24 protein-coding genes are annotated in these 24,853 nt (G+C 37.7%); 17 read left to right on the forward strand and 7 right to left on the reverse strand.

The window, feature by feature from the left end; translation table 11 throughout:
* The 5 genes from F952_RS10055 to F952_RS10070 all read left to right on the forward strand — a co-directional run bounded on the left by F952_RS10055 (position 1) and on the right by F952_RS10070 (position 4,639).
* A complete protein-coding gene (locus tag F952_RS10055; protein WP_004926882.1) occupies positions 1-1,089 on the forward strand; it encodes a DUF6708 domain-containing protein in 1,089 nt (362 codons plus the stop codon).
* A gap of 12 nt (positions 1,090-1,101) precedes the next feature.
* Positions 1,102-2,190 (forward strand): DUF6708 domain-containing protein, encoded by a 1,089-nt coding sequence (locus tag F952_RS10060; RefSeq protein ID WP_004926885.1) that lies wholly within the window; start codon positions 1,102-1,104, stop codon positions 2,188-2,190.
* Between the two features lie 12 nt (positions 2,191-2,202).
* Complete coding sequence (locus tag F952_RS16940; RefSeq protein WP_004926887.1) at positions 2,203-2,346, forward strand: hypothetical protein; 144 nt, start codon at positions 2,203-2,205, stop codon at positions 2,344-2,346.
* Between the two features lie 154 nt (positions 2,347-2,500).
* Positions 2,501-4,294: an acyltransferase family protein gene (locus F952_RS10065; protein ID WP_004926890.1), complete on the forward strand. Its 1,794-nt coding sequence runs from the start codon at positions 2,501-2,503 to the stop codon at positions 4,292-4,294.
* Between the two features lie 141 nt (positions 4,295-4,435).
* Positions 4,436-4,639, forward strand: coding sequence for a hypothetical protein (locus tag F952_RS10070; protein ID WP_004926893.1), 204 nt, complete (start codon positions 4,436-4,438; stop codon positions 4,637-4,639).
* A gap of 125 nt (positions 4,640-4,764) precedes the next feature.
* Here the strand turns inward: F952_RS10070 and F952_RS10075 are convergent, their stop codons facing one another.
* Positions 4,765-5,583 (reverse strand): formate/nitrite transporter family protein, encoded by an 819-nt coding sequence (locus tag F952_RS10075; protein WP_370458637.1) that lies wholly within the window; start codon positions 5,581-5,583, stop codon positions 4,765-4,767.
* 378 nt (positions 5,584-5,961) lie between these two features.
* Here F952_RS10075 and F952_RS10080 point away from each other — a divergent pair, with 378 nt between their 5' ends.
* Both F952_RS10080 and F952_RS10085 read left to right on the forward strand, forming a co-directional pair.
* Positions 5,962-7,293 (forward strand): type II toxin-antitoxin system HipA family toxin, encoded by a 1,332-nt coding sequence (locus F952_RS10080; protein ID WP_004926899.1) that lies wholly within the window; start codon positions 5,962-5,964, stop codon positions 7,291-7,293.
* Positions 7,290-7,607, forward strand: a complete 318-nt coding sequence (locus F952_RS10085) for a helix-turn-helix domain-containing protein (RefSeq protein ID WP_004926902.1) — start codon at positions 7,290-7,292, stop codon at positions 7,605-7,607. The genes F952_RS10080 and F952_RS10085 overlap by 4 nt, the downstream gene beginning before the upstream one ends.
* A 3-nt stretch (positions 7,608-7,610) precedes the next feature.
* Here F952_RS10085 and F952_RS10090 read toward each other — a convergent pair whose 3' ends face one another.
* Complete coding sequence (locus tag F952_RS10090) at positions 7,611-8,309, reverse strand: DUF1826 domain-containing protein (RefSeq protein WP_034709884.1); 699 nt, start codon at positions 8,307-8,309, stop codon at positions 7,611-7,613.
* Between the two features lie 305 nt (positions 8,310-8,614).
* On the reverse strand, positions 8,615-9,775 hold the full coding sequence (locus F952_RS10095) for an MFS transporter (RefSeq protein WP_004926909.1): 1,161 nt from the start codon (positions 9,773-9,775) through the stop codon (positions 8,615-8,617).
* Positions 9,776-9,996: 221 nt separating this feature from the next.
* On the opposite strand from F952_RS10095, the gene F952_RS10100 reads away from it, so the two are divergent.
* The 5 genes from F952_RS10100 to F952_RS10120 all read left to right on the forward strand — a co-directional run bounded on the left by F952_RS10100 (position 9,997) and on the right by F952_RS10120 (position 14,661).
* Entirely contained in the window at positions 9,997-10,926 is a 930-nt protein-coding gene (locus F952_RS10100) for a VOC family protein (protein WP_004926911.1), read from the forward strand.
* Positions 10,926-11,285: a Rieske (2Fe-2S) protein gene (locus tag F952_RS10105; RefSeq protein WP_004926914.1), complete on the forward strand. Its 360-nt coding sequence runs from the start codon at positions 10,926-10,928 to the stop codon at positions 11,283-11,285. Before F952_RS10100 ends, F952_RS10105 begins: the two co-directional genes overlap by 1 nt.
* 46 nt (positions 11,286-11,331) lie before the next feature.
* The gene (locus F952_RS10110) at positions 11,332-12,456 is read left to right on the forward strand and encodes an alpha/beta hydrolase family protein (protein WP_228132660.1); all 1,125 of its coding nucleotides are present in this window, start codon (positions 11,332-11,334) and stop codon (positions 12,454-12,456) included.
* Between the two features lie 14 nt (positions 12,457-12,470).
* On the forward strand, positions 12,471-13,613 hold the full coding sequence (locus F952_RS10115; RefSeq protein ID WP_004926920.1) for an FAD-dependent oxidoreductase: 1,143 nt from the start codon (positions 12,471-12,473) through the stop codon (positions 13,611-13,613).
* Positions 13,614-13,683: 70 nt separating this feature from the next.
* Positions 13,684-14,661 carry a fumarylacetoacetate hydrolase family protein gene (locus F952_RS10120; protein ID WP_004926922.1) on the forward strand — a complete coding sequence of 326 codons (978 nt, stop codon included), beginning with the start codon at positions 13,684-13,686 and terminating at the stop codon, positions 14,659-14,661.
* A 482-nt stretch (positions 14,662-15,143) separates the two neighbouring features.
* Here F952_RS10120 and F952_RS10125 read toward each other — a convergent pair whose 3' ends face one another.
* The 3 genes from F952_RS10125 to F952_RS10135 form a co-directional block, all read right to left on the reverse strand.
* Entirely contained in the window at positions 15,144-15,581 is a 438-nt protein-coding gene (locus F952_RS10125) for a MarR family winged helix-turn-helix transcriptional regulator (protein WP_004926925.1), read from the reverse strand.
* Between the two features lie 112 nt (positions 15,582-15,693).
* Positions 15,694-16,479: a cyclase family protein gene (locus F952_RS10130; protein ID WP_004926927.1), complete on the reverse strand. Its 786-nt coding sequence runs from the start codon at positions 16,477-16,479 to the stop codon at positions 15,694-15,696.
* A gap of 30 nt (positions 16,480-16,509) precedes the next feature.
* Positions 16,510-17,439, reverse strand: coding sequence for a SphA family protein (locus tag F952_RS10135; protein ID WP_004926929.1), 930 nt, complete (start codon positions 17,437-17,439; stop codon positions 16,510-16,512).
* 482 nt (positions 17,440-17,921) lie between these two features.
* On the opposite strand from F952_RS10135, the gene F952_RS10140 reads away from it, so the two are divergent.
* Both F952_RS10140 and F952_RS10145 read left to right on the forward strand, forming a co-directional pair.
* The gene (locus tag F952_RS10140; RefSeq protein WP_004926932.1) at positions 17,922-18,791 is read left to right on the forward strand and encodes a transporter; all 870 of its coding nucleotides are present in this window, start codon (positions 17,922-17,924) and stop codon (positions 18,789-18,791) included.
* Positions 18,792-18,915: 124 nt separating this feature from the next.
* Positions 18,916-20,268 carry an MFS transporter gene (locus F952_RS10145; RefSeq protein WP_004926934.1) on the forward strand — a complete coding sequence of 451 codons (1,353 nt, stop codon included), beginning with the start codon at positions 18,916-18,918 and terminating at the stop codon, positions 20,266-20,268.
* 55 nt (positions 20,269-20,323) lie between these two features.
* On the opposite strand, the gene F952_RS10150 is transcribed toward F952_RS10145, so the two are convergent.
* Positions 20,324-20,842: a nuclear transport factor 2 family protein gene (locus F952_RS10150; protein ID WP_004926938.1), complete on the reverse strand. Its 519-nt coding sequence runs from the start codon at positions 20,840-20,842 to the stop codon at positions 20,324-20,326.
* A 304-nt stretch (positions 20,843-21,146) separates the two neighbouring features.
* Here F952_RS10150 and F952_RS10155 point away from each other — a divergent pair, with 304 nt between their 5' ends.
* The 3 genes from F952_RS10155 (at position 21,147) to F952_RS10165 (ending at position 24,845) form a co-directional block, all read left to right on the forward strand.
* On the forward strand, positions 21,147-21,794 hold the full coding sequence (locus F952_RS10155; RefSeq protein ID WP_004926941.1) for a helix-turn-helix domain-containing protein: 648 nt from the start codon (positions 21,147-21,149) through the stop codon (positions 21,792-21,794).
* 286 nt (positions 21,795-22,080) lie between these two features.
* Entirely contained in the window at positions 22,081-23,718 is a 1,638-nt protein-coding gene (locus F952_RS10160) for a long-chain-fatty-acid--CoA ligase (RefSeq protein WP_004926944.1), read from the forward strand.
* Between the two features lie 23 nt (positions 23,719-23,741).
* On the forward strand, positions 23,742-24,845 hold the full coding sequence (locus F952_RS10165) for an acyl-CoA dehydrogenase family protein (RefSeq protein WP_004926947.1): 1,104 nt from the start codon (positions 23,742-23,744) through the stop codon (positions 24,843-24,845).
* The last annotated feature ends 8 nt before the right edge of the window (positions 24,846-24,853 follow it).

Here is a 24,853-nt window from a genome sequence, read left to right on the forward strand (position 1 = left end):
ATGTTAAGAGAAGACTACGAAACCAAGTTTACGACACTCAATCAACCCTTTGAAATTGGGACTCCCAATAAAAACGGACGTTTACGTTTAAGGGAGATTGATATAAAAAGCCTGAAAACGGATCAGCTTTATCCCCATCGTCAGGTTATTCGATTTAATTCTACTTTTGTTGAGGTCATGGATAGTTGGGAGTTTATCCGTGGACGCGCAACAGCATTAGCACTTCCAATGTGGGCCGCATTATTTTTTGCGATTTCTATGTTTTTATTTGCTATATATAGCCTGTATTTTAAACAGGTTTATTGGAGTATCGCTATAATTTCGTGCCTAACGATTGGTTTGGTTTATTTAGTCTATTCGAATTATAAGATGGCAAAGTATGATTTATTTGGCTATACCCATTATCCAATTCGTTTTAATCAGAAAACCCAGAAAGTATATGCTTTTTCTCCTCAACAACAAAAAATGATTGAGTTAAATTGGCGAGATTTACGCTTCTCAGCAGTTAAAGAGGGTGATGATATAGAATTAAGGGCAAGTTTAGTAAATGCGGATAATATTGTAGAGGAAGAAATTATTTTTCCTTTTTTAGCACCAAGATATCAACCTGAATTAGTTGATCAGCATTTAGCTTTTTTTAAAGCTTATATGCAAGGTGGTGATCTAAAAAGAATTGATGCAGCTATTCCAGAGTTCTTTGATATTTATAATAGAAAAGAAACTTTTAAAGAGAGCTTTGAACGAGTTTATATGGTTAATGATATCGTAGAAAGGGTACAACAAAAGAGACCAAAGGAAAGGTATATGTTGTCCGTATCATTAAATATTATATTTTGGCTGCCAACATTATTTTTAAGACGTTTAGGATTGTTATTTTCAAAAATACCTGAATGGCCTACCCATATTGAAAAAGAATGTCGTATTGAAAGAAATGATACCTACGACTCGACAAATAAGCAGCGTCATCTTGCACCTTTAAAGTTTAGTTGGGCACAGATTTTAGTTATATTTTTAAGTGGATTAATTCTATTTAGTCTGGCTATTGTATTTTTTATAGGGCTTGCATATCTAAGTTGGAACTATAGATAAGAATAAGATCAGATGTTAAGAGAAGACTACGAAAACAAGTTTACGACACTCAATCAACCCTTTGAAATTGGGACTCCCAATAAAAACGGACGTTTACGTTTAAGGGAGATTGATATAAAAAACCTGAAAACGGATCAGCTTTATCCCCATCGTCAGGTTATTCGTTTTAATTCTACTTTTGTGGAGGTCATGGATAGCTGGGAGTTTATTCGTGGACGCGCAACAGCATTAGCACTTCCAATGTGGGCCGCATTATTTTTTGCGATTTCTATGTTTTTATTTGCTATATATAGCCTGTATTTTAAACAAGTTTATTGGAGTATTGCCATAATTTCGTGCCTAACGATTGGTTTGGTTTATTTAGTTTACTCGAATTATAAAATGGCGAAGTATGACTTGTTTGGTTATACGCATTACCCAATCCGTTTTAACCGTAAGACCCAGAAAGTATATGCTTTTTCACCTCAACAACAAAAAATCATTGAGCTAAACTGGCAGGATTTACGTTTTTCTGCTGTACAAGAAGGACGGTTTGATATCGAGTTAAGAGCAAGTTTAGTAAATGAGGATAATATTGTAGAAGAAGAAATAATTTTTCCTTTTATTACAAAAATATATGGAAAAGAATTGGTCGATCACCATTTGGCATTCTTTAAAGCTTATATGCAAGGCGATGATCTAAAAAGTATAGATGCGGCTATTCCAGAGTTTTTTGATGTTTATAACAGGAAAGAAACTTTTAAAGAGAGCTTTGAACGAGTTTATATGCAGTTTGATGGTGAAGAAATCATCCAGCAAACCCGCCCTGCTGAACGAGATAATGGAATAGCAACAGTTGCTTTTCCTTTATTCTCACTCATTTTATTAAGACGCTTGGGAGTATATTTTTCAAAAATACCTCAATGGCCTACCCATATTGAAAAAGAATGTCAGATTGATAGTAATGACCCTTATGACTCAACAGGGAAACAACGCCATCTTTCACCATTAGTGTTTACTTCGGCTGAAAAACTTATTTTGTTTCTAGGTTGGTTCCTAGGAACAAGTATCTTTATCGCATTTCTGGCAGGATTGGCTTATTTAAGTTGGAATTATAGATAAGAACAAGATCAAATGTTAAGAGAAGATTATGAAACAAAATTTAGCACACTCAATCAACCCTTTGAGGTTGGAATTCCGAATAAAAATGGACGCTTACGTCTAAGAGAACCTAAACTGAAAAACTTAGAAGGCTCTGCTGGTCAAATTTATCAATGAAAAAAAGTAATAATAATTGTGTGATTTAAAGCTGAAATGAGGCCTTTGATTGCCATGAGTCCATTGTAAATAGTGCTGCAAAGATGGGAAAAAGCATAGCCAAAATTATTTCGATTCAATACTATATAGCGCACATTTTCCTGTATCTCCCGCTATGCAATTTAGAAATGATATCCAGATTTTGAGGGGCATCGCTGTTAGCCTCGTGGTGCTGTTTCATCTTGAGTTTTCTCAATTGGCCAGTGGTTTTCTTGGTGTCGATATCTTTTTTGTGATTAGCGGTTTTTTAATGGCCGTGTTGTATAAAACAGGCAATGTACACGACTTTTTTAAACGTCGTGCAAAGCGCTTGCTGCCAAGCTATTTTGCTGTGGTGATTGGTACGCTGTTGGCATCAATAGTGCTGTTGCTTCCATCAGAAATGATGCAAGTCGAAAAGCAGGCTTTTTTTAGTCTATTTTTTGCCAATAATCTAAGTTTTTGGACGCTCAACACCTATTTCGACAAAAGCAATTTTAAACCGTTACTGCATCTTTGGTCGCTGGGTGTCGAAATACAGTTTTATCTGTTTGTGCCTTTATTGGTTTGGTTTTTTAATAAAAATCGCGCTTTGCTTCTAATAACAACGCTTATCTCATTGGGTTTATGTATTTATGAAGTGGGCATCTCACCAAAAACTTCTTTTTTTATGATGCCGCTTCGGCTTTGGGAATTCTTGATTGGTTTTATGGTTGCCAAGTACTTTACAGAGCAAGGTAATCTAAAATACAAAAAATCCTGGATCGGATTAATTGCTCTATGTTTGCTGGTTGCAATTCCCTTTATGCATGTCAACGGTAACAGTTTTAACCGTATCGAAGCACATCCAAGTTTTTTTGCACTATTAGTTTGCTTGGCCACCGCTATCATTCTGGTGTTTGGCTTACCCAAGTTTTTAGCGGATTCAATGCTAGGTAAGCTTTTTGTCAATCTTGGCAAATACTCTTATTCTATTTATTTGGTGCATTTTCCTGTGATTGTTTTGTACTTATACAAGCCTTTCTCAGGGACCATCATGCATCCAGCAAATATTCAGGAGCAAATTACACTCTTGATATTGATCATGATCTTATCCTTTGCGTTGTACAAATTGGTCGAAACGCGAAAATATCATCACATATTCAAAGTTTATATGATTGGGTGTATTTCTGTACTTGGGTTGATCGGTTGCTCGAAAGTCATTTATCAAACCCAGTATTCTCAAATCGAAAAGAACATATTTTCTGGTTTAACGGATCGCTCTGTGTATCGATGCGGGCTATTTTTTCCTATTATTCATCCTAAAACATTAACCTGTCGTATTAATGCGGTGGAGCAAAAACGATCCATTATATTACTGGGAAACAGCCATTCAGATTCAATTAAAAATGTCTTTTCCGATATTGCAGTAAAGCATGGATTCAATACCTATTTATTTGCAGTCAATGATCCCATGACACGTGATATTTTACCGCCAGAACAGATCATTCAAGAAGCCTTAAAGCGTAAAGCGAAGTGGATTTTTATTCATTATAAAGTGGATACCTTAAATCCTAAAAAACTAGACCGACTAGCTGAATTGGCTAATCAACACCAGATTCGCTTAAGTCTAATCATGCCTGTTCCAGTCTATGAACATGGCAATTATTATTACAAATCAATCCCAGCCACACTTTATTATGGACGCAGTTCTCATATCTCCGACCAAGATTACCTTAAACGTAATCAGGCATTGATACAGCAGACGAAGCAACTCGAAGCTAAATATCCTAATTTTCAGACTTTATCGGTCGTTCAAACTTTTTGTACACCTGTGTGTCAGATCAGTTCAGCGGACAAGCGTCCATATTATTTTGATGATGATCATCTTACACTTACTGGCAGTCAATTAATGAAACCAATCATTGAAAAAGGCTTTTTAAAAAATTAGGCTAAGCGATGCTCAGCTCATATCTAAAAATGCGAAAGGTACATTGTGCCTGGTTACATAAATAGTCAATGCTTGCTGTTGAATAAAACATGTAAATATTTGAGCATGATATTTCTATATGATTAGAAGTGATAATTTGCCATGATTGATGAAGAAAAACCTTTAGATTTTGATGATGATAATGAGCCGATGGATTTTGGCGATGAAGAGTTTATCGATGATAAAAAAGAGGATGAATTATATAATCCGATTACCAAAGATGGTTCAAGTGTAGATCCAGCAGATGATGGTGAACGTCATATTCGCCCTGAAGATGGTGATCCTATTGAGCTAGAAGAGGAATAAATTTTCGTTGTTAATCCTAAAAAGTCCAATTGATGATTGGACTTTATTTCATCAAGAATCTGAAAAATCATATAACATACTTTTGTAATTGGTGTTAAATGATCCTTTGGGATAATCTGGCATGGTTATTCTTCAAGCTCCTGATTGACCTGCCCATATATAAGTAAAGTAAATATGCCTGTACCGCCTATAATATTGCCTAGTGTTGTTGGTACTAAAAATTGGAAAAAATACTCGCTTAGAGAGGTTTGTCCTTGCCAAACCAGATAAGCAACTTCTACAGAGCCCACGACAACATGCGTAAAATCACCTAAACCAATCAAATAGGTGATCATAAAGATCAACAAAATTTTATTGTTGACTGAAGGCAGCATCCAAACTAAAGCAGCGATCAACAGCCCAGAAAGCACGCCTTTTAAGAAATTTTCCCAAGCCGTAAAAGAGGCAACATGATGAGCTATTTCATCTAAAGCATGATCGACTTCAGGACTAAACAAATCAGTTGTAAGAAAGAAGAGACTAGATAATGCAGTACCAAAAATATTAGTCAGGATTACAATGCTCCAGAGTCTAGCCACAGCTTTGAGTTTATCTAAACTGAAAGGTTTAAACAGGGGAATCACTGTGGTGATGGTATTTTCGGTAAAAAGCTGTAAATGCCCCAAAATAGCGATGAGGAATCCAATGGTATAACCAATGTTGGTAATAAGATCTGTCCAGACTGCATCTATAGGCAGGTAAGATGCAATCACGGCTTTAAATACAAAGCTAAAACTCATCACAAGACCAGCCGTGATCCCTGAAAATATAAGGGTTGAGGTTGGGCGACTCAATTCTTCTACACCATCACGGCGGATAATCTCATAGACCAAACGTGGCGAAAGTTTTTCCTGTTCTTCAACAGCAAGTTTTTCCTGCCAGCTTAAATGCGGATCTATCTCCATTTCGACCTTAATTTTATCTCGCTCTGTTTTACTCATCGTCTTCTTCCTTGATTTTTTAATCGTTATTTGTTTTATCAAATAAAATAATGCAGAGTCAGCAAATAGTTTTATAGCTACTTTTAGATGCAAAATGTAATGTTTTTGATTTTAGATTGAGTCATCGTATCCAACATCATTAGCGACTGAATTCTCTTACTTTTTCCAAACGGCTCGTAGCTTATTTATAAAAATAGATATTTTGATTAATTCTGATTGAATAATATTGCTATTGAGAAAATATTTGCGCAAAAAAACTATTAAAACAATATTATGAGCAAAAATATTCACATTTATTAAGATCTATGATATTTTTGAGAAAATAATTGCTCATCATGATGAATGAAAAAATTAACCATACAAGCATTACTTAATGCAAATTGGCAGGATATTGCAGACATTACATTACTCAAGCCTGAGCTTGGTGCCGCGAGTGCAAGTGAGCTTGAATATAACTTAGACTATGCTATTCAGAATATGGATAAAAGAGATGAATATGCATGCAGCATCTCACTTCCTGTACAAATACTCATTAAGCACGAATCAAATACATGGTTTGGTTTTCTAGATGACATCATCCCTTCAGGTGCTGCACGACGTTATTGGGTGAATTACCTAGGCTTACAGCGCCTATCAAATGCAGAACAAGACAGTATCTTACTGGAAAAGGGAGGGATTGCGCCTGTAGGGAATTTACGAATCAAAGAAGCTATACCGCCAATCAATCCTGAATCAACCTTACATCTACGTTATTTTAGTACAGTAGACGTCACAGATCGTCATATTGATTTTCTTGAATATGCACAGCAAATGGGTGCAATTAGTGGCGGTGCAACGGGTGCAGGTGGGGAAGCACCAAAGCTCCTCATTCGTTATTCACAAGATCAAAATGTTTGGATTGATACCTATCAACAAAGTTTTAATCAGCCAGATCAACATTATCTGGTTAAATTTCCTAGAAATAATCGTAGTGAAATTGACTGTAATATCCTAAGAGCTGAATATTACTATTACCATGAGCTTCATCAACTTGGTTTTAATACAATTGACACGAAAGATATGAAGCTTATTGAAGGTAAGAAATATCCATCCTTATGGCTACCCAGATTCGATACAAAATGGCATGGGCAACAATGGCATCGCTACGGACTAGAGTCCGTCTATTCTATATTAGATCAACCATCAGGTAGTCATCTCAATCATTTTGATGTAATTGAAAATCTTTGTCATATTTTAGGTTCTTTTGATCCTACATTTAATTCGAGTGATTTTATTTGTGAATGGTTACAAAGAGATTTACTCAATATTATTTTCGGGAATTCAGATAATCATGGCCGAAATACATCATTTTTAAAGAAATCGGGGAAAATTGTACTTGCACCTATATATGATTTTGCACCGATGAAAGCTGATCCAGAGCAGATTATTCGATCAACTACTTGGGGAAGTCCATACGAAGAAGGAGGAGAATATCGTTGGGTTAAAATTACAGAACAACTTGAGCATTGGTGTGATCCCCAACTTTCTTTGGCCACATTAAGAAAATTAGCAAATAAACTGATTGGATTAAAACAGCGATTAATTGACAGAGGAATTCCTCAACAGATTATAGAAATGCCAGTACTGTCATTCGACTATATTGAAGATAAATTAAAACGATGGGAACTTCTATGAATAAAGGAACTCAGAACCAAGATCGTCAGCAAGTTCTTATTGATCTCTATCAACAATATTTATTGAGTGAAATAACGCTTGGGCAATTATTAACACATTTAAGAAAAAATATTCTGGGCTTGTCCCAAGAACAGTATGCAACTTTGGTGGGTATCAGCCGCCGAACACTCACAGATATCGAACAAGATAAAGGAAAACTGACGCAGTCTGTGCTAGATAAAGTTTTTAAGCCACTTGGATTAAAAGCAGGTCTTGTGCCAACACATCAGCATATTGTAAGAAAAATCATTAAATCAGTAGATGACAAAGCATAAGGACTAACAAATCAATAGCAATCTATATTCATCTTTATGTTCAACAGGTGCTCGATGTACACATGGTAAAACTTGTTGCGTGGGATGGTCTACTGCCAAGCGCCAGAGATGTCCTAAGCCCAAGTTTACAGGTTGTGCATCAAGTTTAGGCTGATAATGCAGATCAAAAAAATTCTCTTCTAGAAACTTTTCAAAGTCATCTTCTGAATCATCATGTAGTTCTTTGAGTTTTTCTCTAATTTCGGGGATCAGAATTTTCTGTTCAACCTGATTATTGGGCAAAATATCACTTGCAGGCCCATAATAAGTACATAAAAAAGTATCTGTTTCGATAGGTGAGCGATCAACATGATAGGAGTATACATCTGTTGAAATAAAATCTAATAAATCATCTCGCTCGTAGTTTTTAAGTAAATTAAGAGAGGGCAATGCACCAAACTCGTTCAGTAACTGGATGTCTTTAAGGATAATATCTCTTGCGAAACATCCTTTTTGCAAAAGTTGTAGTGCCAAAAGATCTTCAACGGATACTTCTGTAACATTTTCTTTTAAATGAAGTTTCGTCACAATTTCTTTAAAATCTCCAACTAGACGTCTATACCAACAAAGAGCATTCATGTCTCCTTGAAAATTTGTATCTACCAGTTCAGAAAATGTAGAGACCACTCTAATTTGAGGGTTATCAGAAAACATATTCGTCATCATTAGTCGTGTATCGTGTATCATGTGCCGTTCTTTTCAAGTGCCTAATTTAACATGATTTGATTATGGGGCTTTGAAATGATTTTCTATTTATTTTATTGAGATCGATAGGATTTTATTATTTTTATAAGACATATCAACGCGGTCGACCCCTAAGTTAAGTATTGAATCATAATTGGTGAATGAAAGAAACGAAGTTAATATTTTATATAAATCATTGAAAGTTAATAATAATTTATTAATAAAGCCCTCTATAAAGAAGGCTTTTTATCGCTTCAACAAGATTTACATTAATCTTTTAAAAGTTATGCATTTTGGGGTAAGCCTTTATGAGTGTAATTGGATCTAACAATATTAAATAAAATCAATTGACCAAGAACCAAAATACACCCCATGATCCCAATCGCTTCAAAGTTAATATATTGAACTAAAGTACCCGCCACAATTGGCCCTAGGGCTGCACCAAACATTAACATTGCCGGCGTTCCAGCAACTGCTCGTCCTGTTGGTTCAAGTCTTGCGAGTAAACCAAAAGCATAAGTATGTGTAAATAAAATAGTGAAAACCATACACGAGCCTGCCAATGTATAAAGAACATAATTGTGGCTATGGGTAAGGACCAATGAGAATATGGCTTGAAAGACAGGGCCAATACAAATAACGATAAGTGGATTAAAATACTTTTGAGTGAAAGCCGCGATCGGCGCTGGAAAAATTGAAACAATGCCATAAATGATTAATGTGAGTGCGACAGAACTTTCTCCAAAACCACGTGCAATTCCAATTCGTTCATAAAAGCTGACATTCATAGAGTTGGTCATGGCCAATAAAGATATCCCAAAAATACAACACCAAATGTATTTTGAGAATTTAGGGCGATGGTACGTTTCGAATTGAATATTTTCCTGCTTTTTATTGACTTGAGGATAGAATAAAAACGCAACACAAGCAGCAATCGCCATAATTGAGGCCAGTATCAGAAATAGTGTGGCACCGCCAAAATTTCTGATTAAATTCAAAGAACCTGCTAAAAATAAAATCGCGAAAATACCAAGCGCCAGACCAGCAAATCCAAATAATCTATGCGGATTTAGACTTCTGCCCATGGTGCCATGAGTAAAGCTCAAAGCGAGGCCAGCAGAGAAACCACCGATCAGATGTAATATTGCCAATACTGAGAACTGAGTATTTTTAGAGGCTAGGTAAAAAGCAAAACAGGCAGAAAGAAATCCAATAATAACAGGCCACTTAGGATTAAAACGGTTAAAAATAGGGGCAAATATTAAGCTTGCTAGCATGGCCCCCACTAAAAATAGGGTGACTAAGCCACCAGCTTGTTGAAAACCAAAATGATAATTTGCTATGAGTGTGCCTATCCAGACTGGTAAGGCAACCAAGTCAACCATACCTGCACAGTGAGAGGTCATGAGCGCAAGCATTCCTCGCTTACTTTCGATTTTATGCATCATCCTTTTTCCTTTAAATCATCCCTTTAAAGACTAGATTTTTTATTCATTCATCTTTGTATGAGTGGATAAAAAATACGCTGAATAAAAGATAAAATAAAATATGTTGATGTGTCAACAATAATTGTTGACACATCAACTAAATCTGTATTTTAATAATTTCAGATGAATTAGAAGCCTTTGAGTTTTTAGTTTGAAGTTTCTCAAATGGAGTTGAATGCATGAACATTCTTGGCTTAGAAAGTCTGGTCTTTGGAGTATTAGACTTAGATGCCTGTCATCAATACTTGCTTGATTACGGTTTAAATCTTGTTGAAAAAAATGAACGTGGAGGAACTTACCAAGCTTTAGATGGAGGTACTGTCGTTTTCAAATTAGATACCGATCCATCACTCCCTAAAGCGAATGCACCAGCACCGAATATCCGTGAAACAGTGTACGGCGTAGCTGATCAAACTGAATTAGACCGCATTGCAGCAGAACTTTCCAAAGATAGAGAGGTGAATGTTGATCAAGAAGGAACCATTCATTCTTTTGATGATAGTGGGTTTGCAATCGCATTTCGCATTACACGTAAACGTAAAATAGTTGCCCCACATGTTGGGATAAATGTACCAGGTCAAGAACCTGGACGAGCCATGAATGAATGTGGCGTATTACTGGAAGGTCATAGCAAAACACCACGATCTCTTTCTCATGTGGTTTATTTCGTTCCAGATCATAAAAAGGCTGAAGCTTTTTATGCAGATCGACTCGGATTTATCACGACTGACCGTTTTATCAATATTGGCCCCTTTATGCGTCCAGCCGGTTTAAATGAACACCATTCTTTATTTCTAATCCAAAGCTTTAACCCACATATGGTTGGAGTCAATCATTTTACTTTCCACTTTGGATCAGGTTACGAGGTTTTAAGAAATGGATGGGAATTTGCTCAGAAAGGATATAAGAGTTTCTGGGGACCTGGCCGTCATATCATGGGCAGTAACTTCTTTTGGTATTTCAATAGTCCATTTGGCGGAACAATGGAGTTTGACGCGGATATGGACTTGCATGATGACAATTGGACACCACGCGCGATGCCAATGGGAAGTGATACCTCACAAGTATTCTTATTTGATCAACGTAAAAAATGGTCACCAGGAGAATAATGTCAAATCAAAAGATTTTTATCGCAAAAACTTCGGAACTTAGTCTGAACAGTGCAAAAGGAATTTCATTGGACGGCGTAAATGATCAGCTTTTTTTGGTCATGACAGAAACAGAAGTGGTGTTATGGGTAAATGATTGCCCGCATAACCATCGTGCACTGGAATATCAAAAAGATAAGTTTTTATCAGCTGATGGAAAACATATTGTTTGTTATGCACATTCTGCACATTTTGACAAAGTTTCTGGAGAATGTTTTGCAGGCCCATGTAAAGGCAAAAAATTAAGGAAGATTCAACATGATGAAATAAATGGTGAGATTTATGTTGAATCAAAATATTTAACTAATTTAAAGGATTAAGAGGCTTGTTATGTTTATTTATTTTCCAAAAAACTATGTGTGGAGTATGTCCACCGTTATTGCAGCAACGCATGGTGGAAGTATCGGTGAAATTGATGAGTTTTGTCGTCCATTATTAGACAAGTCCTCTGATGATGCAGACGTTGGAACGGTTGAATTTTTGCATGCATGGATTGGCGGCGCTGATAAGCTCATTAAGATGGCTGAACAGGATCTTGAGAAAAACAGAGAATTGTCTGCCGCAAAGAAATATTATCGTGCTGCCCTATATTATTTAATTGCAGAGCGCATGCAAGAACAGGGGCATCCTGAACGTTTAAAAGTATATAAACGCTATTTAGAGTTAGCTGAGCTATACCGAAAATATAAAAAAGATGATGTTAAGCGAGTAGAAATTCCTTATCAAAATAGCCATCTCAGTGCGATTTATGCAAAAGGGAAAACGACAGACGAAAAGCAAGCTATTGTTGTCATGATGAATGGGCTTGATTCTACTAAAGAGCTGATGTCTTACTGCCCCTTAGCGGATGAACTCGTAGAACGGGGTATATCGGTCCTCATGGTTGACCAACCGGGTACAGGAGAGGCGATTCGCTTACAAGATCTGCGTGCTGTCTATAACTCTGAAATTTGGGCTTCTCCAATTGTAGACTGGTTATGTGAACAACCAGAAATTGATCAACATCGTATTGCTGCTTTTGGTATTTCTTTAGGTGGATATTATTGCCCGCGAGCGGTTGCTTTTGAGCCACGTTTTTGTTGTGCAGCAATTTGGGGTGCAAACCATGATTGGCGAGCAGTTCAACACGCGCGTCTAAAACGAGAAGGCGAAAATCCAGTTCCACATTATTGGAAACATGTGGAATGGGTATTTGGCGCTCAAGATCAGAAAGAGTTTTTTGAAATTGCAGAGAATATGCACCTCAATGGAGTGCTTGACCGCATTAAGGTGCCTTTTTTAGTGACGCATGGTGAAAAAGATCGTCAGATTCCATTGAAGTATGCTTATGAAACCTATGATCAACTAATTAACTCGCCAGACAAAGAGTTATTAGTGATTGATGATGAAATGGGAGGGGTTGAACACAGTTCAATTGATAATCCACTGAATGCTGGAGCGTATATTGCAGATTGGTTGGCAGAACATTTAAACGGAAAAACTTCAAAGTAAACTGGAGAAACAAGATGACAGGGATCGTAGATATTGCCATTGTTGGTGGTGGCATAGGTGGCATGTGTGCAGCCATCCAACTCAAGAAGCTTGGAAAAAACGTATCTTTAATTGAAATTAAAGATACGCTCAAGCCAATAGGCGCTGGTATTACCTTAAGTGCAGCAACACTTCGCGCACTTAAAGAAATTGGGGTAGTGCAACAGTTATTTGAAGTGTCTGGACAGTTTTCACAATTTGATATGTACACGTCAGATGGACATAAGGTTGCGGAAACACCAATTAAGCCAGCAGTTGGTGCGGAAGATCTGGTTGCAAATAGTATTGGTGTGATACGTACCAAATTTGCAGAAGTGCTGGAAAATAAATTACGTGAGTTAGGTGTAAACGTTATTTTAGGTACTACTGTCGATAAATTGGAAAATAACCAAGATTCCATCAAGATCCTATTCACCAATGGCCATGAACAACAATTTGACTTAGTGATCGGAGCAGATGGTATACATTCAAAAATACGCCATCTTGTCTTTCCCGAACTTGCTGAAAGTACCTTTACCCACCAAGGGGCATGGCGAATTATTGCACCAAAATATTTTGATAACTTTTCAATGCTGATTGGTAAAACGCTTAAAGCTTCCTTTAGTCCAATTAGTGATTCACAAAGTTATATGTGCGTACTAGATCATCGTGAGAATGATGATTTTATTGAACCGCATTTATGGCCTGCAAAACTCTCCAATTTATTAGCCGAATTTGGTAGCGTTGTTCAAGAAGTAAAAGCTGATATCGATCAAGGAAAAATTAAAGCGGAAGATATTCTTTACCGTCCATTACATACCTTACTGGTCAAAGAATCTTGGCATAAAGGTCGTGTTGTTTTATTGGGTGATGCAGTACATGCAACGACGCCACATCTTGCTTCAGGTGCAGGCCTCGCAATTGAGGGGGCGATACTTTTAAGTGAAGAATTAGCAAAAGATCAACCCTTAGAACATGCTTTGACTCACTATCAAGCACGACATTTTGATCGAGCAAAAATGGTGATCGATGTCTCGACTCGTCTAGGTGAAATTGAAATGAGTAATGGTTCATCTGTCGAACATAAAGAACTTGCCTCTAAAGCATTTGAAATTTTGACACAGCCACTTAAGGCCTAATACTTAAAACTAGCCCAAAGAAGAGTCGAGAGCTTTGGGCTAAATTTTTGCAATAATATAGAGGTGAAATATGAAGTTTGCCACAATAAAAAATGGGACTCGTGACGGCCAATTAGTTTTTGTAAGCCGCGATTTAAGATTTGCCAGATCTATTCCAGAATTTGCACAAAATATGTTGCAATTATTAGAACAATGGAACGAGCTAGAAAATAAGCTCTATGAAGCTTATGAATTATTCAATGATAATCCTGATAAAGATGGATTTGTATTTGATCTTCAAAATACTTTAGCACCGTTACCGCGCTGTTTTCAGTTTGTAGATGGCTCAGCTTTTTTAAATCATGGCAAAATTATGAAAGAAGCCTACAAAATTAAAAATGAAGAACCTGAAGGGATTCCGATTTTAATACAACGCCAAAGTGATGACTTTCGTTCAGGCCTTGAGAATTATGCTTTTCCTTCTACAAAAGATTTATGCGATTTCGAAGCAGAATTTGCAGTGGCTGTAACAGATATTCCAATGGGAAGTTCCAAAGATAAAATTAAATCTAGTATCAAATTAGTCATGATTTTAAATGATGTGAGCATGCGGGCAATTTTAAATCGTGAAATAAAAATGGGATTTGGTTTTATTCAAGCAAAAACCGCCACGATTTTTGCGCCAGTTGCAGTAACACCTGATGAGCTTGGGAAAGCTTGGAAAAATGAAAAAATAGCGCTGAATATTGAAGTCAAGCGAAATGATCAGTGGTTTGGAGCACCAAACGGAAACGAGATGAATTACTCCTTTAGTGATCTTATTTCCCATCTAATTTATAACCGCAATATTAAGGCTGGGACTATTATTGGGTCAGGTACTGTATCAAATAAGGATGCACAACATACTGGTTCCGCTTGTCTGGCCGAAAAAATTGCCTTGGACGTCATTGAGCACGGTGCGGCGAAGAGTGAGTTTATTCAATATGGTGAAACTGTTGAGATTAATGTCTTCGATAAAAGTAAAAAATCAATATTTGGGGCTATTAAAACAAAGTTTATTCCTTGTTAACACTGGCTCATTTTTTATAATGACGAGTTTAAGTAAAATCAATAAATAATAAAATTAGTTATTGTGGAGATACTTTTATTTTTAAGGTTTCTAAACATCTTGGAAATAAAACAATATATAAATTAATCTAAATTGTAGTTAATACCTGATAAAAAAGGACTAAAGCGATCACTAGAGTTAATGCATAAAATGTACCGCTTTAGTCCTTATTTTCCAGAATGCATAAATTTTTTAATTGTTAGTGATGCTGTAAGCAGTATAAAGGCATTAAAAACTACAAAAAATAGAATCAAGCTCACTCTATCGATTTCGTTAATAATACCTGAATCGGAAGCGTTTTATAATATTAGCCAAACCCATTATAAACATGACTTGATGGGAAACATATTTAAACTGAAAAAAATTTAGCTGAGATCAAATATCGATAATTCTGTGATCAGAATTCATCATTATTGCAAATAAAATGGCTAAGGCAATTTATTTTACATTTGATCAACTTTGTTACGCAGTTTTTTTAATAAAATGAATAGCTGATCTTTTTCAGCTTCTTCAAACTCTTCAAGAAGTTGTTTTTCTCTCTCAATTGCAAAATCTGAAGCAACCTCATAAAGCTCTTGACCCATTTCAGTTAAATTAATAGCATAGGTTCGTTTATCTTCAGAATGTCCGTTAACTTCAATATATTTTTTCTCTTCAAGTTTCTTAACTGTGCGACTCACTGCTGCTTTATCTAATCCCAAAATATCACTAATTTTTTGTACGGAACAATCAGAAGCACTGGATAGCACTGAAATGATTCGCCATTCGGTCATTCCAATACCAAATTTTTGTGTATAAGCAGTACTTGATTTCAACATAAGCTTGTTTGCCAACATGTTGATTTGTGCAGTGGCATGACGGTCAATATTAATTTTTTGCATTCGATGATCGTTGATATAGAGGAGAGTATGAAATTATACAGAATCAACAAATTAAGGATATATTTAACTTTGTAGAAAAATATATCCTTAACATTTATCTTTTTTATAAGCTTTATAAAATTGCAACTGCGCGCACAAAACCAGCAGATGCATGTTTAATTTTATAAGGAAAACATGATACTAAAAATCCGTAGTCGGGTAGGCTTTCAAGATTTGCCAATTTTTCCATCTGTCCATAGCCAATATCTCGACCAGCTTTATGTCCCTCCCAAATAATAGAGGCATCTTTTGTTTCAGCAAATCTTTCCTTGGTATATTTAAAAGGTGCATCCCAACTCCATGCATCTGTACCAACAACACGAACACCTTGTTCTAGCATCCATAAAGTCGCTTCACGACCAATTCCGCAGCCCTTAGCTAAATATTCGGGTTGACCAAAATAAGCCCCAGCTGAGGTATTAATAAGTACAATATCTAAAGGATTCAGCGTATATCCAATTCTATTTAATTCTTGCTGTATCTCAGTTGCCGAAACTACATGCCCATCTGGTTTATTCCGGAAATCCAGTTTGACACCGGGTCGAAAACACCAGTCTAAAGGTAACTCGTCTATTCCATAAGCTGGTTTTCCACCATCGGTTGTAGAACTATAATGCCAGGGCGCATCCATATGTGTCCCACTATGTGTGGTAATCACTAATCGTTCTGCTGCCCAGGCTTCTTCACCTGGTAAATCTTTTAATGCTAGTCCAGGAAACATGGCCTCCATTTCGGGCCAACCTTCTTGATGATCCATATATTCAATTTTAGGGAGTAAAGGAGGCGGGTCGGTATAGGGGTTATTTTCTAAAGTAACAGAGAGGTCAATATATTTTCGATCTTTAAGAAAATTTTCCATAATTTATCACCTGTGAAGATATTGATTTCTTTAAAATTTGATCGCTGCACTTAACCAGAAAGTTTGCCCTTCAGATTTATTTTTTGCTTCTACATCTTTAATCCAGCTCGCACTGACTAATGGACCTTTTCCATTCATAAATTGATATTGGATAGCAGGCCCAATAGAAAATGATTGTGTTTTTGAATCCTTAATTTCTTGCCCATCTAATTCATCATTTTCAAATTGAGTGTAGTAATATCCTGTGGCTCCAAAACGCCAGTTATTGCTATGGTAAACAAGCAAGTAATCGACAGTGAGTTCATTACCTGTCTTATAATGAGAATCAGAATTTTTCCAGTTAAAATTAAACATGGGACTGATCGCAGCCTCAATTCCATTATCAAATTTGTATTTAAGTGCTAGACGCGGAGCGATTGAGAAATAATGCCCTGAAACATTAACATCGTGGCTTTTACTATACGTGCCGATGGGTAAAACAAAACCTAAACCAGCAACCATTTGCCATTGTTTTTGTTGACCTCTATTCCATTGAAGAATTAATGGCTCAAACAAAACATCGGAGAGTCCATCATCATTAAGTTTGACATCTCCATATGGGGTATCAATTTGATTTTTTAAGTCAACATAAGTTCCAATAATCTCAGATATCGTAATATCAGACCCTAAGATTTTTTTGTCCCAAGTGGTTGTAAGCCTTAAAGTTTGTGCAGCCACTTTGAGATCTTGATCATATTTTTTATTGCCACTCTGATCATTAAATTGATCTGCGGTAGAATAACTAGAAATGATTTGTAGATAATTTCCAGTAACTGGAGGAAATTCTGCAATAAAAAATTGTGTGGTACCGCCAGGTAAGGTAGGGTTGCCATTTGGTGCTGCCAAAGTATTACCTGATACTATCAGTAATGAAAGGCTAGCTATAGCCATTGATGCAGAGCGTTTTAAATGAATATGCATTGTTTATTCCTTGTACAATCCAAACCATCCGATGTTTGGAGATAATCCTGTTATCTAGCTTTTCTAGAGCAATAAAAATCCTTATCCATCTTTTAAAAGATGAAAATAAAAAATTATTTAATTTAGTGACTTAAGTTTAGATTTTTGAGTTTTCACCAATCATGAGCATCTCCTATGCGTTTAAAATTCATCCGAAAACTTATTAAATACCAATATTGTTGATGTGTCAACAATATTGGTATTGATGTCTAAATAGTGACCAATTTTGTGGATGCCTTAAACTTAGAAAATGAAACCGAATAATACGATATACCTTTAAAATAATTGCCGAATTTAAAAATTCGGTGCCATTTTTGATAAGAAAAAAAGTAACAAGCCCGATAGAGTTAAATCAGACAAAATCTGCGTGAAAAATACCTTTTGGTTTTTCAGCGATTCACAGCCATGGAGTGATGTCAGTTTAATTTTTTAGGGATGATTTAATGAAAACAATGTTTAAGTATTCGTGTTTCGCGTTTTTATTTTTTAATTCGATTGGAAGCAGCCATGCCTTAGATGCTGATGCTGGTGGGATTGGTCCCGTGCCAGCAGGTACAAATTTCTTTGCTTATTATTATCAACATGCAGAACGGGATAAGTTGTATGTAGGAGATAAGGAAGTTGCGGGAGATCAAAAACTCGTCAGTGATGTGATGTTGTTTCGATTTGGTCATTATTATAACTTCCTCAATATTCCAATGACCACACAGTTGATTGTTCCTTTCTCAAAAATAGAAGCCAAAGAAGATATTGCAAGTTTAGGCTCTGACCAGGGCTTGGGCGATTTGTGTTTTGCACAAGGATTATATTTTTATCGTAATGATGCGATAAAAGGTTCGGCCATGTTTACTCAATATTTGACTGTCCCTACAGGGGATTATGATCGAAATAAGAGTCTGAATGTCGGTGAAAACCGTTATAAATACATTGCCCAACTGAGTTTTACGCGCAGAATTCTACCCAAAGTCGCATGGGAAATCATTGGTGATACCACTTTCTACAGCACCAACAACGATTTAGCATCAGGTGGCAAACTTGAGCAAGATAATGGCTTTCAAATTCAGACCAATGCTCGTTACTTTCTCAAGGACAATTGGGATTTGCGTGCAGCGCTGTCTTACGCAGATTTTGGCAATATCGAAAAAAATGGTTTAAAAACCGATGGAACCAAACAATCAAAATTTTGGGTAGGCACCAGTTATTCGCCAACCAAAACCACTAATTTTATTGTCTATACAGGCCGTGACATTGAAGTCGAAAACGGCTTTAAAGAAAATCTGCGTGTGAACTTTAGATTTGTAAAATTATTTTAAATATGAACTGCGTATAGGGGAATGTAGCATCAAAATCTAGCATATAAAAATTGATGAAAAACAAGACAAAACCCTATTTGCACATGATAAAGCGTCCCAAATGTTTTCACATTGGAGGTGAAAAATGTCAACAATGAGTTTAAATATTAACGATCTGCTCAATCAGGCAAAATTTTCAAAATTTCATTTGAGTGTGGTGTTTTGGTGCACTCTCATTAATATCTGTGATGGTTACGATCTGGTGATCTATGGCGTGGTTTTACCTCGGCTTATGGAGCAATGGTCACTCACTTCAGTTCAAGCTGGTATGCTGGCCAGTACCGCCATGTGTGGCATGCTGGTGGGTGCATTAAGTTGTGGTATTTTGGCAGACAAGTTTGGTCGAAAGCGTGTGCTGCTGCTGTGTGTATTTTTTCTCAGCACGTTTACATTATTGGGTAGTTTTGCATCCACCCCAACCGAATTTGCCATTTTAAGATTTCTGGCTGGACTGGGAATTGGCGGCGCCATGCCGAATGTAGTGGCACTGACTTCTGAATATTCTCCCAAAAAATCGCGTGTCACGATGGTCAGTATCATGTCGTGTGGATATGCGGTGGGCGCCATAATTTCAGCATTGGTCGGTTCAATTCTGGTTGAGCGCTTTGGCTGGCAAATTATGTTTATATTGGCGGGTATTCCCTTGTTGTTTATTCCGATCATATGGAAGTATTTGCCCGAGTCACTGGTGTTTAATGTCAAAAAGAACAATACCGAAAAGGCACACGCATTAATTGCAAAAGTCGATCCAACGGTTCTTGTAAGCCAGCACACCAAGCTGGTTTTAAATGAATCTTTAGAAAAAGCCTATGGATCACGTCGAGTTTTATTTCAAGAGGGACGCGCCGCAGGAACACTTAAATTCTGGATCGCATTTTTTATGTGCTTATTGGTGGTTTATGCGCTCAGCAGTTGGTTACCAAAGCTGATGTACAATGCTGGCTATCCATTGGGCAAAAGCATTCTGTTTTTGTTAGCGATGAATGTGGGTGGAATTATTGGCGGAACAACCAGCGGTATGTTGGCAGATAAATTTAAGATCAAACCAGTGGTGATTAGTTTGTTCTGTATTGCGGCTCTGTCACTGATTGCGCTGGGTTTTAACACATCAGCCATTATTCTGTATACCTTGGTTGCGGTGGCAGGTGCATCCATTCAAGGCGCTTCGATTTTACTTTATAGTTATGTGGCACAGTTTTATCCACTGGTGGCAAATTCAACAGGCATTGGCTGGGCCTCTGCAATTGGTCGTACAGGTGCCATCATGGGGCCAATTCTGGCTGGTATGCTGCTGGTATTGAATCTACCGCATTTGATGAACTTTGTACTGATTAGCGTTCCCGCTTTGATTGCTGCAATCTCAATCGGCTTTTTGACGACAAGCAAGAAAAAAGTGGAGCAGCCTGTTGCTCTCGTTACTCAGCAATCGCTTGAATAATACAAAAACGTTTAAATAAAAAAGCTGAAGACGACTTCAGCTTTTTTATTTTGAATTAAAATACATGATAAATCGGATCATCTGGCCACTGCCCACCAATTGGTGTTCTACTTCCAAAATGTTTCGCTTTATCAATCCGCATTGTGGATTGTTCACTTACCCAATCATAAATTACGGTACGCTTTGACACGCGCCATTCACCGTCTCTTTTTTCAAAATAATCGGCATAACGTCCCCAAAGCATCACTTCTTGCATTTCTCCATTGGCATTGGGTGATCGTTGTACAGCACTAAATTTAGACTCTACATGAGCAAAATCGACATGATAATCAATCAGAATATTGGTAATCTGATGGATGCTCACTTCAAAATGCGGGAGTGCCTGCATGGCATAGGTGATAAACCCGGTCGCACTACCTGTATAAGCACCGTGGCAGTCTGTGGCATCGGGCCAGTAAGATGCACGCAATGCTGCCTCGTCGGCATTATCGATCCCTTTACAGTAAAGATAAAGACAGTCTTGAATTGCGATTTTATCGAGTAATTCCTGAATTTTTTCAGGTTGAATGTCCATATAACACATGTCCTTTGAAGTTATTTTCTTTAATTTAATCAAATGGATAAATTGTGCAATAAATGCACTGAATTTTCACATATGTGAATATCGGACGATTTGAGCACAAGCTCTTTTACTTAAAAATTCCTGAACGTAATATGATTTTCAGACACAGTTATTACTGTTGTCGGATGGATGAAGTCGTCAATACATCCAGTCAAAACGATAAAAACACTATTTTGTTAGATTAAACGGCCATCGGGAAAGATGGACCAAATGCTATACGTCTAATCGGACAAATTGAGTATCAAGGATGACAGAAATGAATCAGATCAATCTGGAAATTTCCGCCAATCGACCATTGGTCGATGAACAGCAACAAGTACATCTTCGTCAGCATGAATGCTCTTCTAATACCAAAGAATATGCTGTTCAAACCTCACATTACTATCGTTTGCAAATCGATACGCAGCGTGCGCTGAGTATTATAGAAGCAAATACCTCATCAACTCCTTTGCTACAATCGCCTTTAGATACAACAGTAGAGGAGCAAACTCAACAAGAGATTTCAAGCTATATTTTAAGTACATGGATCAAACTCGAAGAAGATAAACTCCGTCAGTCTATGTGTATTACACCCAAATACATCAAGCTAGCCGAGCAATATATTCGCAACAATATTCGGCAGTCACCGCTTAAAATTGAAGAAATTGCTGCTTATGCCAATGTCAGTATTCGTACACTCAGTAGTGGATTTCGCAAGTATCGAAATATCTCACCCAGTTTATTCATTCGTGACTTACGCCTAGAAATGGTACGCGAGGAATTACTTAACGCGGGGGGAGGCAAAAGTATAGCTGAAATTGCGTATGCTTCTGGGTATTTAAATCTGGGTACTTTTATTCGCTTATATAAACAAAAATTCAGAGAATTACCTTCAACAACACTACGTTGTTATTTTAAAGAATAAGAAAATTTTTAAATTAATGTTTAAATATAACTCACGATTTTAAATCAAGAATCGTGAGGTTTTTTATTATCTAAAAATAATAAATTTTTATAATATATTTAAGCATTGAGGGTTGTATACATTTGATTTTTAGTTAAAATCATATACGTGATATTGATTGTGAAATTTAATAAAAAATTGACATAAAATACCTTGGATTGCATGCTGTAAATAAGAAAATCTTAAAAATTAATGAAACTTTATTGGGTTTTAAATAAGAGGTTGAAGTGTACATGGAGTCTCAGAAATGCAAGGATTAATGCAAAATAAACAACTTTTAATCTCGACTTTAATCGAACATGCGGGATTAAATCATCCTGAAGTACAGATTGTGTCTAGAACTTGTGAGGGCACGATACATCGCACCAATTACGCTACGCTACGTAAACGCGCTAAGCAATTGGCGAAGGCATTGCTTGCACTGGGTATTGAGTCTGGAGATCGGGTTGGAACTTTGGCGTGGAATACCTATCGACATCAAGAATTATATTTTGCTGTACCAGGAATGGGAGCTGTTTTACACACCATTAATCCACGTCTGTTTGCAGATCAAATTGAATACATTATTCAACATGCCGAAGATACAGTACTGTTTTTCGATATTACCTTTAGTACTTTACTTGAGCCGTTATTGCCTAAGCTCAAACATGTACGAGCTTTTATTGCCTTATGCGATATCGATCAGCTACCACAAAACATTCCAAACTGTTTAAGTTACGAGCAGTTGCTTCGTGAGCAAAATGATGAATTCGAGTGGCCTGAATTTGCAGAAACTCAGGCAGCCTCCTTGTGTTATACCTCTGGAACGACGGGTAATCCTAAAGGGGTGTTATACAGTCATCGATCAACTTTATTGCATGCTTTTACTGTATGTACCGTCGATGGATTACAGCTATCGAGAAAAGATTGTGTATTGCTCGCAGTTCCTATGTTTCATGTAAATGCATGGGGCTTTCCTTATGCGGCGGCAATGTGTGGAGCTAAGGTCTGTTTCCCTGCTGCGCAAATTGATGCAGCCAGTTTGTGCGAATTGGCCGCACAAGAACAATGCACCATGTCGATTGGTGTACCAACGGTATGGCTCAGTGTCATGGATTATCTTGAGCATCATCCTGAAAAAACAAAACAGCTCAATATCAATCGGATTGTAATGGGCGGATCAGCCACACCACGTGCATTGATTGACCGGATTCAAAACAATTTAAATGCCACCACCATTCAGGCATGGGGCATGACCGAGACCAGCCCTATGGGGACTATTGGAAATCTGCTACCCGAACATATGGCATTAGAGCAAAGTGAACGTTTTGACATACAGTCCAAACAGGGACGTGCCATTTACGGAGTTGAGATTCGGGTGATCGATGATCACGGGCAAGTTTTAGCACGTGATGGCGTGAGTGCTGGACATTTACAAGTACGTGGGCCTTGGATTGTGAGTGCCTATTTTAAGGCGGATGAACAAAACATACTCGATGCCCATGGCTGGTTCAGTACGGGAGATATTGCTTGTATTTCGGCAGAGGGATATTTACAAATTACCGACCGATCTAAAGATGTCATTAAGTCAGGGGGCGAGTGGATCAGTTCGATCGATTTAGAAAATACAGCTGTGGCGCACCCTGCCATTCAGGAAGCTGCGGTGATCGGGTTAAACCACAGTAAATGGCAAGAACGGCCTTTACTGGTGGCAATTAAACGCCCAGATATGCAAATCGATGAACAGGAATTGATTCATTTTCTGTCAAAACGGGTAGCTAAATGGTGGCTTCCAGATGATGTGGTGTTTGTTCAATCACTGCCACACACGGCGACCGGAAAATTACAAAAAAATGTGTTACGCGAACAGTTTAAGGATTTTGTCTTCAGTTCAGACCGATCATGAAGACGTATTAAAGGAAGCGAATAATGTCAAAGTTAATGATTGAAGATAGCGACGGCGTATTGGGTATGTTGCAAGAGAGTGTCCATAGCTTCGCACAGCAATTTCCCGGCCCTAAAGGTTTAAGACAAATTCGAGAGGCGAATGGGGCTGCGAATCGTCGACAGTGGCAAGCCATGGTAGATGCTGGATGGATTGGGTTGTTATTACCTGAAGCGATGGGCGGTGCTGGTTTAAGTTTGCGTGAACAGGTCGTGATCAGTCATGCATTAGGCGAGGCCTTGATCGTTTCGCCTATGGTCACTGCATCGGTTCAAAGCAGTTCAATCTTGGCACAGCTCGTACCGAGTCAAGAGCGTGATCGGTTGGTGTCAGGATTAATCGATGGCACGGTGTGTGTCGTCTCGAGTGTGAACAGCATACTGAAGCTGACGACTCAGGCGAATGCGCTGGTTTTAAATGGTGTATGTGAACACCTAGAGGCAGCAGGCTTAGTGACTGACTATCTGCTTTTGGCGCATGATCATACGCAGCAGTATCTGCTCAGTATTCCCGCAGAGCGTGTTGCTCAAATGAAACGTGATCGCCCTGCTGTAGATGGTACTTGTTTATCTGCGCTACATTTTGAACACTTCAATATTGTCGCTGAACAGATTTTAGCGGCAGGAGATCTGAATCTAATTGCTCAGAATGCGCTCAATGCTGCACGGTTAGCAGTGTCAGCAGAACTGGCTGGATTGGCCAGCGGTGCATTTTCAATGACCAGTGAATATACCCAACAACGAGTTCAATTTGGCAAACCGATTGCCAGCTTTCAAGCGATTCAACATCGTTTAGTCGATATGTGGACCAAGGCTGAATTTGCATGTGCAAGCATTGACAACGCGATTGAATGCTTAAATTTAGAAGACAAGACCAAAGCCCATATGGCGATTCTGGCCGCCAAAATTCGTTGTAGTGATGCAGCCACCATAATTGCTCGCCAAGCCGTCCATTTATTTGGTGCTATGGGATTTACCGACGAATGCGACATTGGTTTATATCTCAAACGTGCAGTCAATCTGGCGGCCTCGCTGGGCGATGCAGAAAGCTTAAGACTTCAGTTTATCGAAATGGAACGTGCCGCCTAGGCGCTGCA

The organism is Acinetobacter baylyi DSM 14961 = CIP 107474, assembly GCF_000368685.1.
In the GTDB taxonomy this organism is placed as follows: Bacteria; Pseudomonadota; Gammaproteobacteria; order Pseudomonadales; family Moraxellaceae; genus Acinetobacter; species Acinetobacter baylyi.